This window comes from Bradyrhizobium sp. 87 (genome assembly GCF_023073015.1).
In the GTDB taxonomy this organism is placed as follows: domain Bacteria; phylum Pseudomonadota; class Alphaproteobacteria; order Rhizobiales; family Xanthobacteraceae; genus Bradyrhizobium; species Bradyrhizobium canariense_D.
The window spans coordinates 44406-58330 of the sequence record NZ_JADPIQ010000134.1 but is presented as its reverse complement, the minus strand read 5'-3'; the positions used below and the strand labels follow the sequence as shown (position 1 = coordinate 58330).

At 65.6% G+C, this 13925-nt stretch carries 14 protein-coding genes; 4 read left to right on the top strand and 10 right to left on the bottom strand.

The window, feature by feature from the left end:
• Nucleotide 1: 1 nt before the first annotated feature.
• Nucleotides 2-1369 carry an amidase gene (locus tag IVB50_RS36335; RefSeq protein ID WP_018458749.1) on the bottom strand — a complete coding sequence of 456 codons (1368 nt, stop codon included), beginning with the start codon at nucleotides 1367-1369 and terminating at the stop codon, nucleotides 2-4.
• Nucleotides 1350-2546, bottom strand: coding sequence for an MFS transporter (locus IVB50_RS36330; RefSeq protein ID WP_026233652.1), 1197 nt, complete (start codon nucleotides 2544-2546; stop codon nucleotides 1350-1352). The genes IVB50_RS36335 and IVB50_RS36330 overlap by 20 nt, the downstream gene beginning before the upstream one ends.
• 26 nt (nucleotides 2547-2572) lie before the next feature.
• On the opposite strand from IVB50_RS36330, the gene IVB50_RS36325 reads away from it, so the two are divergent.
• Nucleotides 2573-2908, top strand: a complete 336-nt coding sequence (locus IVB50_RS36325; RefSeq protein WP_026233653.1) for a hydroxyisourate hydrolase — start codon at nucleotides 2573-2575, stop codon at nucleotides 2906-2908.
• Here IVB50_RS36325 and IVB50_RS36320 read toward each other — a convergent pair whose 3' ends face one another.
• Genes IVB50_RS36320 through IVB50_RS36305 form a run of 4 tightly spaced genes read right to left on the bottom strand, consistent with a single transcriptional unit; the run spans nucleotide 2909 to nucleotide 6776 of the window.
• Nucleotides 2909-3724 carry an ABC transporter permease gene (locus IVB50_RS36320; RefSeq protein WP_018458752.1) on the bottom strand — a complete coding sequence of 272 codons (816 nt, stop codon included), beginning with the start codon at nucleotides 3722-3724 and terminating at the stop codon, nucleotides 2909-2911.
• Nucleotides 3724-4587, bottom strand: a complete 864-nt coding sequence (locus tag IVB50_RS36315) for an ABC transporter permease (RefSeq protein ID WP_026233654.1) — start codon at nucleotides 4585-4587, stop codon at nucleotides 3724-3726. The genes IVB50_RS36320 and IVB50_RS36315 overlap by 1 nt, the downstream gene beginning before the upstream one ends.
• A 17-nt stretch (nucleotides 4588-4604) precedes the next feature.
• Entirely contained in the window at nucleotides 4605-5651 is a 1047-nt protein-coding gene (locus IVB50_RS36310) for an ABC transporter substrate-binding protein (protein WP_007608710.1), read from the bottom strand.
• 30 nt (nucleotides 5652-5681) lie between these two features.
• On the bottom strand, nucleotides 5682-6776 hold the full coding sequence (locus IVB50_RS36305; protein WP_018458754.1) for an ABC transporter ATP-binding protein: 1095 nt from the start codon (nucleotides 6774-6776) through the stop codon (nucleotides 5682-5684).
• Between the two features lie 40 nt (nucleotides 6777-6816).
• Between IVB50_RS36305 and IVB50_RS36300 the strand changes: the two genes are divergently transcribed.
• Nucleotides 6817-8256, top strand: a complete 1440-nt coding sequence (locus IVB50_RS36300) for an amidase (protein WP_247299697.1) — start codon at nucleotides 6817-6819, stop codon at nucleotides 8254-8256.
• Here IVB50_RS36300 and IVB50_RS36295 read toward each other — a convergent pair.
• Together IVB50_RS36295 and IVB50_RS36290 are read right to left on the bottom strand one after the other, a co-directional pair.
• The gene (locus tag IVB50_RS36295; RefSeq protein WP_018458756.1) at nucleotides 8253-9002 is read right to left on the bottom strand and encodes an aspartate/glutamate racemase family protein; all 750 of its coding nucleotides are present in this window, start codon (nucleotides 9000-9002) and stop codon (nucleotides 8253-8255) included. The genes IVB50_RS36300 and IVB50_RS36295 overlap by 4 nt on opposite strands.
• Nucleotides 8999-9715 carry a GntR family transcriptional regulator gene (locus tag IVB50_RS36290; RefSeq protein WP_018458757.1) on the bottom strand — a complete coding sequence of 239 codons (717 nt, stop codon included), beginning with the start codon at nucleotides 9713-9715 and terminating at the stop codon, nucleotides 8999-9001. The genes IVB50_RS36295 and IVB50_RS36290 overlap by 4 nt, the downstream gene beginning before the upstream one ends.
• A 206-nt stretch (nucleotides 9716-9921) precedes the next feature.
• Here IVB50_RS36290 and IVB50_RS36285 point away from each other — a divergent pair, with 206 nt between their 5' ends.
• Complete coding sequence (locus IVB50_RS36285; RefSeq protein WP_018458758.1) at nucleotides 9922-10662, top strand: aspartate/glutamate racemase family protein; 741 nt, start codon at nucleotides 9922-9924, stop codon at nucleotides 10660-10662.
• Between the two features lie 11 nt (nucleotides 10663-10673).
• Nucleotides 10674-12083 carry a dihydropyrimidinase gene (hydA, locus tag IVB50_RS36280; RefSeq protein ID WP_026233655.1) on the top strand — a complete coding sequence of 470 codons (1410 nt, stop codon included), beginning with the start codon at nucleotides 10674-10676 and terminating at the stop codon, nucleotides 12081-12083.
• Nucleotides 12084-12308: 225 nt separating this feature from the next.
• Here hydA and IVB50_RS36275 read toward each other — a convergent pair whose 3' ends face one another.
• Nucleotides 12309-12605 (bottom strand): hypothetical protein, encoded by a 297-nt coding sequence (locus tag IVB50_RS36275; RefSeq protein WP_231188681.1) that lies wholly within the window; start codon nucleotides 12603-12605, stop codon nucleotides 12309-12311.
• A 141-nt stretch (nucleotides 12606-12746) separates the two neighbouring features.
• Complete coding sequence (locus IVB50_RS36270) at nucleotides 12747-13907, bottom strand: iron-containing alcohol dehydrogenase (RefSeq protein WP_018458761.1); 1161 nt, start codon at nucleotides 13905-13907, stop codon at nucleotides 12747-12749.
• Nucleotides 13908-13925 lie beyond the last annotated feature (18 nt).

Genomic DNA, 13925 nt, shown 5'->3' with positions numbered 1-13925 from the left:
ATTATGTTCGCAATATGGCCTCGATCTCTTGCGCTGCTTCAAGCAGCGTGCGGTCTTGTCCGCGCGCGGCGATGACCTGAAGGCCGAATGGAAGTTCGCACCGATCCGTTCCGCACGGCAGCGAAATCGCCGGCAGACGAGCATGATTGACAAAGGGCGTTAACGCCGCGTGCGCGCGCGGGCTCGCCGCGCGGCCACCGATCATGTCGGGTCCGAGCTGGGTGAATGGCCAGGCGACACAGGGAACGGTTGGCGCCAGCAGCAGATCAACCTCGGTGAAGAATGCCGCGAAAGCATTGGCGATTGCGGCGCTTGCCAGCAGCGCACCGGCAACGTCGGCGCCCGACCACGACAGCCCTCGCTCGATCTGTCTGGCGATGTCAGGATCGAACACGGTCGGATCCTCGCGGAAGGCATCTCGATAGAGTGCGGCGAGGCCGGCCTGCTGAAGCGGCATGATTGCCTCTTCCGTCGCGCCCGCCGGCCAGACGGGATCGCGCTGCGCGATGCTGAGGCCAGCGGCGGAGAGACGCGCGATGGCGAAAGCGAGCCCTTCAGCGACAACATCGTCGACGGCGACGTCGAGCCCAAGGCGCGGCGAGAACGCGATGCGCAGACCGGCGATGTTTTTGGCCTCTTGAGCGATGCCGGCTGAATCCGGATCGCGCGGATCGACGCCGGCCATGGCCTCGAACGCCAGCGCGATATCGGCAACGTCAGTGGCGATCGGCGCGATGACGGAGAGGCCGAAAAACGGTTCGGCGAAGCCTGGCCCATAGGGGATCGCGCCATAGGACGGTTTGAACCCCGCGACGCCGACATGGGCCGGCGGCCTGCGGCTCGAGCCGCCCGCATCGGTGCCGATCGCTAGCGGCACGAGGCCGGCCGCAACCGCCGTGGCAGGGCCGCCCGACGAGCCGCCGGGCGTCAACGTGGGATCCAGCGGATGCCGCGTTGGCCCATACAGCGGCGAGGTGGTCACGCCCTTGCAGGCGAATTCCGACGTTGCGCCGATGCCGACGACGACGGCGCCGGCCTTGCGCAGCTGCTCGATCGCAATCGCATCCTGCGGCGCGACGAATTCGGCGAACAGGCGCGAGCCCTGTGTCACACGCCAGTCACGGACCCAGATGTTGTCCTTGACGACGACGGGGACACCGGCGAGCGGCATCGTCTCGCCGGCACGCAGGCGATCATCGACCGCTGCGGCGTCGGCAAGCGTACGCGCAGGAGCGGTCGTCACCACTGCGTTCAGCGCCTTGGCGGCCTCGATGCGCGCAAGCGCGGCCTTGGCGGTCTCGACCGCACTCGTTCGTCCGGCGGAGACGTCGGCCGCAATCTCGCACGCGCTACTTCTTCCCTTTGTCATGGCCTCCCCAGACCAGTGCCAATGTGCCGCAGAGGGCGAGGCAAGCCAAGGCGAAGAAGGCGGCACCGAGACTGGCTGCGCTGTCCAGGAAGGACACCAGCGCCGGTGCTGCCAAGAGGCCGGCGTAGGATGCGGTCAGCACCGCGCCGGTGGTTTCGCCAATCCTGTCCTGCGGGGCGAGGCGTGCGATCTCGGCGACGAAGACACCGTTCCACCCGGAGGCCGTCAGGCCGAACAGAGTTGCAATCGCGAACTGGCCGGTCCGCCCGAGCGATACGCCATCGAGACCCAGCAGCGCGGCGCAGAACGTCATACCGAGGCCGATGACGACGAGAACTCCGCGCGAGGCATTGAGGCGCGTTGCGACGAAGCCCCAGCCGAGCCGGCCGATCAGGCCGCCGGCCTGGGCGCAAGCAAGCGCCATGCCGGCCTCGACATGGCTGAGGCCGAGCTCGCGGGTGCCGAGCGTGACGAAGACCGTATTGAGCGACACCTGCATCGCGCTGAAGGGCATCGAGGCCAGCGCCAGCATTGCGATGCGCCGGTCCGCGATCACCAGTGCCAGCCGCGTGCGAAGGCTAAGCTCCGGCAGTGGCACGACCTTGACGGCGTAGGCGGGCCGCAGGCGCTCGAACCACGCTATCGCCAGCAGCGCACAGGCGCCCACGGCGGCATAGCACCAGGCGGGCCCGAGCGAGATTGCGATCGCGGGCAGAACCAGCGAGCCGCAGACGGCGCCGATCTGGTTTCCGGTCTGGCGAACCGAGAACACGAACGCGCGCCGCTCGGCCGTCACGAGCCGCGCCAGCAGCACCGCGCTTGCGGGCGTCTCCGGTCCGAAGGCGAGGCCAAGACAGAGGCCGGCTGCGAGCAGGGCCGCCGTCGAGCCGAGCGAAGCCAGCGCCATGCTGGCGATGATCGCCGCCGCGCAGAGGCTCGCGATCCGCATCGAGCCCAGGCGGGCGATGAAGCCGCCGCCCCAGAACGAGGCGGGAATGCCGACCGCGAACACGGCGCAGGAGAACATCGAGAGCTGCCAGACCTCGATATGGGCGCGCGGTGCCACCACGCCCGGCGCGAACAGAGCCAGAGCCACCAGCGCCTGCAATGAGGTCGTGGCGCCAAGCGCGGGCAGCAATGCGGGCGCTGGTCGAACGGCCGTGTTTGCGTCTACCATGGTGCAGCGCTCTCGGGGGGAACATTGTGGCAGGTGGCATTTCCATTCACGCGGTCGATGTGGCGAGCGGACGCCCGGCGCAGGGTCTGCGCGTCGAGATCTGGCGGATCGATCCGGACTCGCTGCGCGTCGCCGACGGACGGCTTGGTGTCAACGGCGTGCTCGATCATCCCGTTGCGCAGGGGGCGGGCGTGACGGCGGGCGAGTATGAGGTCCTGTTTCATCTCGGCGAGTTCTTTGGCGAGCGCGACGGGTTTCTCACGGTGACGCCGTTCCGCTTTCGCATCAAGAATGTTGACGAGCATTTTCACCTGCCGCTGAAATTCACGCGCTGGGGCTATTCGCTGTTCCGCGGCGCCTGATCAGTTGGTCAGCCGCCGCGATAACCCCGTGACGCGCTCCATAATCGCGACCAACGCGACGGTTGCAATGATCAGCACGCCCGACAGCGCGGCGATGGTGACGTCGAGCTTGCCCTCGAGGTCCTGCCACATCCGGATCGGCAGCATGTCGGTGGCGGCATCACGCAGGAACAGCGACACCGGCACGTTGTCGAAGGACGACATGAAGGCGATGAAGGCGCCCGCGATGATGCCCGGCCGGATCAGCGGCAGCACGATGCGCCGGAACGTGTAGATGCGGCCGGCGCCCAGCACGGCCGAGCTCTCCAGCAGGGTCGGCTCCAGCTGGGCAAGCGCCGCAATCGTATTGCGCACGACATAGGGCACGCAGACCACGGTGTGGCCGATTACCAGCGTCAACGGCGACACCGGCAGGCCGACCAGCGAGAACAGCATCAACGCGGCAAGGCCAAAGGCCAGCGCCGGCAGAACCAGCGGCGACATGAAGAGGGAATCGAGCAGCCGCGCCGACAGCGTCGGTGAGCGCGAGATCGCGAGCGCGGCGGCAACGCCGAGCACCACGGACAGGCCCGTCGCCCACAGTGCCACGATGAGGCTGTTCTTGGCTGCGAAGTGCAGCTGCCAGGCGTTCCACAATTCGGCGTACCAGCGCAGCGAATAGCCCGGCGGCGGAAAACGCAGCGAGAAGCCGCTGGTGAACGAGACGATCAGCACCACCAGCGACGGCGCGATGATGATGATCAGCGCAATCGCGGCGATCAGGCTCATGACCAGCTCGAAACTGAACGCCTCCAGGGTGCGCTTGCGCCCGCTCATCACGCACCTCCATAGCCGCGCGACAGGCGGCCGAGCGTGGTGAAGACGGAGACGACCGCGAGCACCGCGAGCAAAAAGATGATCGAGATTGCGGAGGCAAACGGCCAGTTCTGCAGGGTCGAAGCCTGCTGGTAAAGATACATCGGCATGAACAGCATCTGTCCGCCGCCGATCAGCGACTGGGTGATGAAGGCCGTGATCGCGGCGGCATAGGTCAGCGTGCAGCCGGCGATCACGCCGGGCAGCGACAGCGGCAGCACGATCCGGAAGAACGTGCGCCAGCTTCCAGCGCCGAGCGAGCAGGAGGCGTCGTCGAGATTGGAATCGATCCGGCCGAGCGCGGTGATCAGCGGCAGCGTCATCAGCGGCATCTGCACCTGCGCCAGCGCGAGGACGACGCCGAACTGGGTGTAGAGCAGTTTCAGGGGCGTCTCGATGATGCCGAGCGATTGCAGCGTCGCGTTGATGATGCCCTGGCGGCCCAGGATGACGATCCAGGCGAAGGTACGGACCACGACGCTGGTCAAAAGCGGCAGCAGCACGATCAGGATGATGATGGTCTGAAGCCGCGGCCCGACCCGCTGGTAAAGCCAGGCGATGGGAAAGCCGAGCACGAGGCAGACGGCCGTCACCTCGGCCCCAAGCAGCAGCGTCGAGCCGAGCACGCTGAGGCTGAAGGGATCGGTGAGGAAGTGCAGATACTGGCCGAGTCCCCAATGGAGCGCGGCCGTGTCGTTGTGCAACGAGAGCCACAGTAATTGCAGCAGCGGCGCCACTAAGAACACTAGGAAGAACAGCGCCAGCGGCGCTGCCAATCCCATCCCGTAGGACGTGACGTCTCGTGATGCCGGTGCTGTGCCCATCATGAGTCCTTGAAGCTCTAGATCTTGATCTCGCGGTTGAAACGCTCGATCCAGGCCGAGCGCTGCTCGTTGATCTTCTTCCAGTCCTGGAACACGAATTTCTGCTTCAGCTCGGCCGTGTCCTTGGCGAGCACGCGCGCGATCTCGCCGCCCATCGCCACCTTGGAATTGGTCGGCACGATCAGGTAGGGCGGGTTCATCAGCGTGGTCTGCACTTCCGGGGTCAACGACGCCTCGATCAGCTTGAAGGCGAGCTCGCGGTTGGGCGAGTTCTTGACGATGTGGATCGTGGTCTTGAAGGCGATGGCACCTTCCTTCGGGGCCACGAACTCGACCGGCACGCCGCGCGCTTTCAGGATCTGGATGGCGTTGAAATTGCCGGGCGAGATATCGATCTGGCCCTGCTGGAACAGGGTGGCGAGCGCGCCGGGATTGGCGGCGACCGCGGCGAGGTTGGGCTTCAGCTCCTCGATCGCCTTGAAGCCGGGATCGACATTGGCTTCCGAACCGCCGCGCATCTTGGCGATCTCGACCAGCCAGCCGGTGCCGAGCGTCGAGTTAAGGTTGGTGATGCCAACGCGGCCCTTGAACTCGGGCTTCCACAGATCGGCCCAGGAGGTCGGCGGCGTCTTGACGGCTTCCGGATTGTAGGTGAGGCCGACGACCTGAAAGAAGGGGGCAGGGCCCATCGGCTCCTGGGCCTCGGCGATCAGGTCCTTGTAATAGGCGCTCTTCTCGACGGGGTATGGCTCGACCAGATCCTGGCCGATTGCGACCAGGGCCGGGCCGGGATCGTGCAGCATGACGTCAATCGGCGGATTGGCCTTGGCGGCGTTCACCTTGGCGATCTGGTCGACCGAGAGCATGGGGTCGAGCACCATCGCGGCATCGGCGTTCGCCTTGCGAAAGGCCGGCACCAGCACGGCCTTGTGCGCCTCCTCCCAGCTTCCGGTGAAGGTCGCAAACACCAGCGGGCGGGCCTGGGCGTAGCTCAGTCCGGGAAACGCCTTCATGGCGCCGAGTGTGAGTGCGGTCGTCATCAGGCTTCGGCGGTTCATGATCATGGTCGAACTCCCTCTGGACAAAAACTGAATTCAAAGCGTTGCAGGAAAAGCGTTTGCGAGCGACGGGGCGAGCGGCGCGAGGCGCACCGCGGCGCCGCTCTCCAGGGTGCGCGTCTCGCCGATGCGCGCCTGGGAGATCTTGACGCCGGAGCCGTCCGCGGTGGTGACCTCGTGGACGACGGTGGCTCCTAACGGCAGCGACATGCCGACCACGCCGGCAAAGCCGGTCTCGTCGCCAACGAATTGCAGATGCTCGGGGCGTATGCACACGGTGACGCGGCCGCCCTCGGTGAGAGCGCCGCCGGCGGGACGCGCAATGATTTCCGCGCCGGCATCGAGGCGGACTTTTGCGGCCGTGCGGTCTGCCGAGACGACCACGCCGGGCATGCGGTTGCTGGCGCCGACGAACGTGTTGACGAACAGGGTCTGCGGCCGGTCGTAGACGTCCGACGGCGACCCGAACTGCTCGAGCTTGCCGTGGCTCAGGACGGCGACGCGGTCGGCCATCGACAGCGCTTCTTCCTGGTCGTGGGTCACGATCAGCGTGGTGATGCCGGAGACGCGCTGGAGCCGCTTGACCTCGATCTGCATGTCGAGCCGCAGATTCTTGTCGAGCGCGGCAAAGGGCTCGTCGAGCAACAGGATTGACGGCTTGATCGCGAGCGCGCGGGCCAGCGCGACGCGCTGCTGCTGGCCGCCGGAGAGCTGCCGTGGCAACCGTTCCGACATGGTCGGCAGCTGCACCAGATCCAGCAAGCGCTGTGCTTCGCGCTGGCGGGTCGCCTTGTCGATCCCGCGCGCGGCAAGCCCATAAGCGACGTTCTCGCTGATGCTGAGATGGGGGAATAGTGCGTAGTTCTGGAACACGATGCCGACCGCGCGGCGGTTCGGCGGTAGCGCGTCGACGATGTCGTCGCCGATGATGATCCGCCCCTGCGTCTGCGCGATGAAGCCGGCGATGATGCGCAGCAGGGTAGTCTTGCCGCAGCCGGAGGGGCCGAGCAGGGCGATGATCTCGCCCCCTTTGATGTTGAGATTGATGTTCTCGACCGCGAGCGCGCCGCTCGGATAGCGGTGGGTGACGGCGTCGACCACGAGCGATCGGCCGCCTTGCGCTTCAGCCATGGTGTTGCCTCCCGTTGCCCCGGAGTAGAAAGCAAGTCTCATGCCCGCACCGGTCGCTTTTCGCCGCGAGGTTTGGCATGGTGGGGTGATGACGTCGGATCGATCGGTTTGCGACCTCACTGCCACGGCCCTCGCACGCGCCCTCGCGAAGGGCGAACTCTCCTCGCGCGACGCGGTCGAGGCGCATCTGGCGCGGATCGCGAGTCTTGATAGCCAATTGGCGGCCTTCGTGACTGTCGATGCGGAGGGGGCCCGCCGTGCCGCTGATATCTGCGACGCCGCGCCAACGCGGGTCGGCCCGCTGCATGGGGTGCCCATAGGGATCAAGGACCTCACCGACACTGCGGGGGTTGCGACCACGTACGGATCGGCTCTGTTCCGCGATCATATTCCGGCCGAAGACGATCTCGTGGTCGCGCGATTGCGGCGCGCTGGCGCGATCATTCTGGGAAAGACCAACACACCCGAATTCGGCTTCGGCGCGGTCTGTACCAACAAATTGTGCGGGCCGACGCGCAATCCGTTCGATCCGGTACTGACTTCGGGTGGATCTTCCGGTGGCTCCGCGGTTGCGGTCGCGGCCGGCATGGTGCCGTTGGCCCATGGCACCGATTTCGGTGGCTCCGTGCGCACGCCCGCAAGTTTTTGCGACGTCGCCTCGATCCGGCCGACGCCCGGTCGCATCCCGGCGCCGCATCGCCCCCTCGGCTGGGACATGCTCGCCACCCACGGTTTTCTCGCCCGCGGCGTCGACGATCTCGAGCTTGCGCTGTCGATCTGTGGGGGAGGCGATGTGCACGACCCACTCTCGATCGGTGTCGTCAATGAGGATCGGCCGGTTGCAGTGCGTCCCCGGATCGCAGCGACGCCCGATTTCGGGATCGCGGCCGTCGCGCGCGATGTCCGTGCACGTTTCGCCGCGGCCTGCGAGGCGCTCGGAGCCGTGGCCGATGTGGTGCCGTCCGCGCCCGATTGCGGCGGTGCGATCGAGGCATTTCGGACGCTGCGCGCCGCGCACATCGCCAACGGCTATGGCGAGCTGCTGAAGTCGCGCCGCGCCGAGCTGACGCCCACCGTGATCTGGAATATCGAGGCGGGCGCAAAGCTCTCCGCGGAGGACTATCTCAATGCCGAGCGTCGCCGCACCGCGATCTATCGCAGCTTTCGCGAGCTGTTCAGCCGCGCCGATTTCCTGGTAGCGCCGGCGGCGTCCGTTTTGCCCTGGCCGAATGAGATCAGCGACGTCACCACGATCGATGGCGCGGCGCTGGAGACGCCGATCGATTATCTCGCCGTCACCTTCATCGTGTCGCTGGTCGGTTTCCCGGTGCTGACCCTGCCGGCCCCCCGAGCGGAGAACGAGCTGCCGTTCGGTATCCAGATCATTGCACCGCCGGGATGCGAATCCCGCCTGTTTGCCTTCGGCCGTACGATTGAGAACAAGCTTGGTTTTTCGCATCGCTGGCCGCAGCTCCCCTAGTTATCGCGATGCTCGAGCCGGGCGGCGAGCGCATCGGCAAGACCAAGGGTGGGTTTGGCGGCGGGCCGGCGGTACGTGCCTGCGGTTGCCTTGCGCAGGCGAAGCGCGACCAGGGCCTCGGCCTGCTTCACCGACGCGATGACTTGATCGACGACTGGGACGGGGATCCGGTCGGCCACGCGCTCGGCGAGGCCCGAGAGCGGCGCACCTGCAAAAATCAAGACGTCCGCGTCGTCCTCCACGATCGCGCGCCTGGCGAGATCGACCAGCACATCCTCCTTCTCGGTGCCGACCTCGGAGATCGCCTGGAACGGCGTATCGAGCATGCGGATGCCGGCGCAGCGCTCCCACAGCCCGTGGGCGCGGACGCATTCCTCGTACCAGGGGCCGAGCGCCTGGGCGAAGGTGACGATGGCGAAACGCCGTCCGGCCATGCAGGCGGTCAGCATCGCCGCTTCCGCCATGCCGACCACGGGAATGTCGAAGGTTTCGCGCGCGGCGAACAGGCCGGGGTCGCCGAAGGCGGCGATGATCGCGGCGTCGACCTTGCGATGCTGCCCGGCCAGCATCTCCAGCGCAATGGCACCGCCGATCTGTGCCTCGGTGCGTGTCGAGATATAGGGCACGCCGCGGGTCGCGGTGCAGGGGATCAGCTCGGTCCCGGGCGCAGCCGCGCGCTGCCCGACATCCGTCATCAACTGGGTGACTGCGGTGCTGGTGTTCGGGTTGAGCAGCAGCAGCTTCATGATTGCGCCGCCGTCTGCTTGGCTTGAGAGGCCGCGATGACTTCGAGCAGCGCCGTGCCGGTGCGCCGAACATGGGCGCCGAGCAGGCGTCCTGCGGTTTCGCTATCGCGCGCCTCGAGCGCGGCAAGGACGCCGGCGTGCTCGTCGACCGAATTGCTCCAGCGCCGGTCGGCGCCGAGCGCGAGGTAACGCGCGCGCTCGGCGCGGGAGATTAGCGTCACGTGCGCCTCGCGCAGCGGCGTGTTGCGCGCCATGCGGACGATGGTGTCGTGGATCTCGCCGTTGATGGCGAAGTACTCGTCGAGCTTGCCGTTGCGATGATGACCTTCCATGCGGGTCTGAAGCGTGCGCAGGCGGGCGAGATCGCGCTCGGTGGCGCGCTCGGCGGCGAGCTCGGCGGCCAGCCGCTCGATGCCGGCCAGCGCCTCGAACAATTCCGAGATGCCGTCGACGGCGAGGTCGGCGATGCGCGGGCTGCGGTTGGGGCGGAGCTCAATCAATCCCTCGGCCGCGAGCACTTTCATCGCCTCGCGCAGCGGAGTGCGCGATACGCCCAGCTCCTTCGACAGCCTGGTTTCCTGGGTCTGCGATCCCGGCGGCAGCTCGCCGCGAATGATCATCGTCCGCATCCGCGCGGCGGCGCGCTCATGCAGGCCCATCCGTTTGAGTTTGGGCGACTTTCGGCCCGGGTTGGGTTCGGATTTTTGCGGCACGCCGGCCTTCCTGCTGACGTGCGATCGTAGCTAATTTCCTTCACGTGAGGTGCCCAAATAGAAGACGTATGTGGCTCAAAACACGTGCATATCGAATAAATTGTATGCAGCATGCAGATTGCGGGTTGCGTGGACCGATGCGGACGCGGATGATCCTTTTGAGGAAGCGGAGGAGCGCTTTCGCCGCAACGGAGCGACTGCGATCGATGTCAATTGTGCGCAAACGCCTCGGCATGATCACGCCGTCCTCCAATTCGGTGCTGGAGCCCGTCACCAGTGCGATGCTCGCCGGCGTGGCCGATGTCACCGCGCATTTCTCGCGTTTCCGCGTCACCGAGATCGCACTCGACGCCGCCGCGCTGAACCAGTTCGACGCCTCGGTGATGCTGCCTGCGGCGGACCTGCTGGCCGATGCGAAGGTCGATGCCATCGCCTGGAACGGTACGTCCGCAAGCTGGCTCGGCATCGGCAGAGACCGGAGCCTTTGCGAGGCAATCACGGTGCGCACCGGCGTGCCGGCGACGACCTCCACGCTCGCCTGCATCGATGCCGCTCGCGCGCTCGGCGCCAAACGTGTCGGCCTGGTCTCGCCCTATACCGACGACGTGCAGCGGCGGATCGGTCACGTCTGGGCCGAGGAGGGGATCGCCCCGCACGCGGAGCGGCACCTCGGACTGCGCGACAATTTCTCTTTCGGCGAGGTCGCGCCTGCGACGATTGCTGGCATGATCCGCGCTGTGGCGGCTGACGGCGCCGATGCTGTCGTCATCCTCTGCACCAACCTCGACGGCGCCGCGCTGGCGGCTTCGCTCGAACGGGAATTGAATGTCGCGGTGGTCGATTCGGTAGCGGTCACGCTGTGGCGAACCCTGGAGCTCGCCGGCGGCGATGCCGGGGCTCTTGCCGACTGGGGGCGGATCTTCCAGACATCGACGGTCATCAAGTGATGGAGACTCCTGTGACGCAGCTCGATCTTGCTATTCGCGGCGGCACCATCGTGACGGCCAGCGACGAGTTCCGCGCCGATATCGGCATTCGCGACGGCCGCATCGTCAGCATTGCTGATCATCTCGAAGGCGCAGCGCGCGAGATCGACGCGACCGGGCTGCTGGCCCTGCCGGGCGGGATCGACAGCCATGTCCACATCTCGCAGGCCTCCGGCCCCGACGTGGTGATGGCCGACGACTTCGCCTCAGCGACCCGTTCGGCAGCCGCCGGCGGCAACACCATGGTGCTGCCGTTCGCGCTGCAGCAGAAGGGCACGTCGCTGCGGACCTGCGTCGAGAACTACCGCAAGCTTGCCGAAGGCGAGTGCTATATCGACACGGCGTTCCATCTCATCATCTCCGATCCGACCGCGGTCGTGCTCGGGCAGGAGCTGCCGGCCCTGGTCAAGGACGGCTACACCTCGTTCAAGGTGTTCATGACCTATGACGACCTCGTGCTCAGTGACAAGCAGCTGCTCGAGGTCTTCGAGGTCGCGCGCCGCGAGGAGGCGCTGGTGATGGTCCATTGCGAGGGTTACGACGCCATCCGTTTCCTGACCTCCAAGCTGGAACGCGAGGGCCATATCGCGCCCTATTATCACGGCGTGTCGCGGCCACAGGCGGTCGAGCGCGAAGCCACGCATCGCGCCATCAGTCATGCCGAGGTGATCGGCGTTCCCATCATGATCGTGCACGTCTCCGGGCGCGAGGCGATGGAGCAGGTGCGCTGGGCTCAGCAGCGCGGATTGCCTGTTCATGCCGAGACCTGCCCGCAATACATTACGCTGACGGCTGACGACATGAAGGGTCTGAACATGGACATGTCAGGCGCGAAATATGTCTGCTCGCCGCCGCCGCGCGACGCGGAAAGCCAGCAGGCGATCTGGGAAGGCATCACCACGGGCGTGTTCCAGACTTTCTCGTCCGATCACTGCCCGTTCCGTTACGACGATCCCAGGGGCAAGCTGACGCCGAACGGCCGCACCTCGTTCCGCTGGGTGCCGAACGGCATTCCAGGTGTCGAGACCCGGCTGCCGATTCTGTTCTCCGAAGGCGTGTCGAAGGGACGGATCAGCCTGCAAAAATTCGTCGAGCTGACCGCGACCAACCATGCGCGCATCTACGGCCTCTATCCGCGCAAGGGCTCGATCGGCGTCGGCTTCGATGCGGATATCGTGCTCTGGGATCCCAAATTGAAGAAGCCTATTCGGCAGGCCGATCTGCATCACGGTTCGGACTACACGCCATGGGAAGGGTTCGACGTCACCGGATGGCCGGTAACGACGATCGCCCGTGGCCGGGTGGTGTACGAACACGGCAGGATCGTCGGCGACAAAGGCGCAGGCGACATTCTCAGCCGCGGCAGGTCGAGCCTGATCTGATCGGACTCAACGCGTTGCTGCTCAGCTATGGCGCCCGTGCGCGCGGCGCGACGGCCGTCTCAAGTCCACAGATCATGCCGGTCATATGTTCGTATCCAGCCTTCGCATGCGGCAAAACGAATCTAATCAATTCGGACAAGGTTGTCAGGCCGTCCCCCATAAGGCGACGTCCTTGACACGATTCTCGAAGCTGCCTGGTGGCGTCGTCCGACCTGTGCCGGGCGCTCAGCCGTGCGGAATGAAGCCGTTCAACGAAGCGTCATGGCGCAGATGTTCGACCAGCCCGGCGGCATCGCGGCCGCCATTGCGCTTGGGATCCTTCATTTGCGCGCAGATCTCGGCGCCGCTTTTTCCGAACCGGATGAAGTCAACGGGAGCGAGTTGCCAGTCGATGCCGGCGCGGGGCGGAGCGGGAGCCGGTTCGTTTACTTGCGTCGAAGTCATGTGACAGGTTGAGCAAGGGATCGCCTCCTTGTCTTTACGGCTTTCTCCACCGTGGATGTTCATGCCAGCGGGCAGCATCCGCGCTCTCCTGCATGAACAGTTGATAGACGGTTGCCGGCGCGTCGCCGGCCCTACTTGCCGGCGTGGGCGCGGAGCTGATGTCATGGCTGGATTCTCCCGCACGTCAATTTGGGCAAGTATCAGTTCATTCGGATTTGGCTAGGCGGCCATTCGCAACAGATCGACGATGTCGGCTTCGCTTTTAAAAGGCCGCGGATTGGCCTGCACGAAGCGATGATTGATCGCAATCTTGCTGATCTGCTCGAAATTGTCTTCGCCGATCCCGACGTCGGCAAGGCGACCGGGTAGTCCAAGTCTCCTGGTGAATTCTGCGAAGGCGGCTGCCGCTTCCATGCCCGGCTCGCCAAGAGCCGCTGCTAAGCGCGTTTGCGCATCCTCTGTGAACGCCTTGTTGTAGCGAAGTAGGCTCGGCATGATGACCGGTGTGCAATAATAGTGTGGTACGCCGAAGGTCCCGCCAAGCACGTGGCCGATGCCGTGACTGGCTCCCATCGGGACCCGCGCCTGGAGGCCGAAAGCGGCGAGCCACGCGCCATATTGAGACAGTCGACGCGCCTCCAGATCATCGGGTTGCTGCAAGGTCCGTTGCATTCCCTCCCGAAGCGTGCGGATGCCGGCCAGGACCACCTCGTCGCTAAGCGGCGTGCCGGCGGGTGAGCACAATGCTTCGATGCCGTGGTCCATCGAGCGCGTTCCCGATCCCATCCAGAGCTTCGAGGGCGTATGGACGGTAAGGGCAGGGTCGAGAATGATCGCCACCGGCATCATCAGAGAATGGAAGAAGATCTGCTTCAGCCTGCTGCGTTCATCGGTGACGAGCGCTGCTGCATTGTATTCGCCGCCGTTCAGCGTGGATGGCACCGCGATCTGTCGAACCTTTGGCGATCGGAACGGAGAGACGGTGACGCCCGGGCCCATGGGAAATGGATCGAAACCCGCTTCGTCACGGATGTCATGTTCCATCGCCATGATGACGATCTTGGCGAGATCGATCGCCGAGCCTCCCCCGACGGCGACCACCAGGTCGGCTCCGGCGTCTTTGGCTTGACGGGCAACCTCGGCAGCTTGCTTGCGCGTGGTGTGCTCTGCAATTCCATCGAAGGTCGCGACATGTCTTTCGCCGAGCGCACGCCGGATCTTCTCGATCTCGTCGGTCTTGGTATTCAAGGTGCGGCTGACGATCAGGAAGACGCGCTTGGCATCCAGCCGCACCGCTTCATCGTTCAAGGCCTCAGACGCAGCTTTGCCGTAAACGACACGGTCGATCGCCGGAAAATTGTGTATCCCTGCTTTGCGCATTTGCGTTCTCCCTGTGAG

Coding starts and splice junctions, on each gene's coding strand:
- IVB50_RS36335 (WP_018458749.1), bottom strand. CDS start 1,369: ATGACAAAGGGAAGAAGTAGCGCGTGCGAGATTGCGGCCGACGTCTCC.
- IVB50_RS36330 (WP_026233652.1), bottom strand. CDS start 2,546: ATGGTAGACGCAAACACGGCCGTTCGACCAGCGCCCGCATTGCTGCCC.
- IVB50_RS36320 (WP_018458752.1), bottom strand. CDS start 3,724: ATGAGCGGGCGCAAGCGCACCCTGGAGGCGTTCAGTTTCGAGCTGGTC.
- IVB50_RS36315 (WP_026233654.1), bottom strand. CDS start 4,587: ATGGGCACAGCACCGGCATCACGAGACGTCACGTCCTACGGGATGGGA.
- IVB50_RS36310 (WP_007608710.1), bottom strand. CDS start 5,651: ATGATCATGAACCGCCGAAGCCTGATGACGACCGCACTCACACTCGGC.
- IVB50_RS36305 (WP_018458754.1), bottom strand. CDS start 6,776: ATGGCTGAAGCGCAAGGCGGCCGATCGCTCGTGGTCGACGCCGTCACC.
- IVB50_RS36300 (WP_247299697.1), top strand. CDS start 6,817: ATGCCCGCACCGGTCGCTTTTCGCCGCGAGGTTTGGCATGGTGGGGTG.
- IVB50_RS36295 (WP_018458756.1), bottom strand. CDS start 9,002: ATGAAGCTGCTGCTGCTCAACCCGAACACCAGCACCGCAGTCACCCAG.
- IVB50_RS36285 (WP_018458758.1), top strand. CDS start 9,922: ATGTCAATTGTGCGCAAACGCCTCGGCATGATCACGCCGTCCTCCAAT.
- IVB50_RS36275 (WP_231188681.1), bottom strand. CDS start 12,605: ATGCTGCCCGCTGGCATGAACATCCACGGTGGAGAAAGCCGTAAAGAC.
- IVB50_RS36270 (WP_018458761.1), bottom strand. CDS start 13,907: ATGCGCAAAGCAGGGATACACAATTTTCCGGCGATCGACCGTGTCGTT.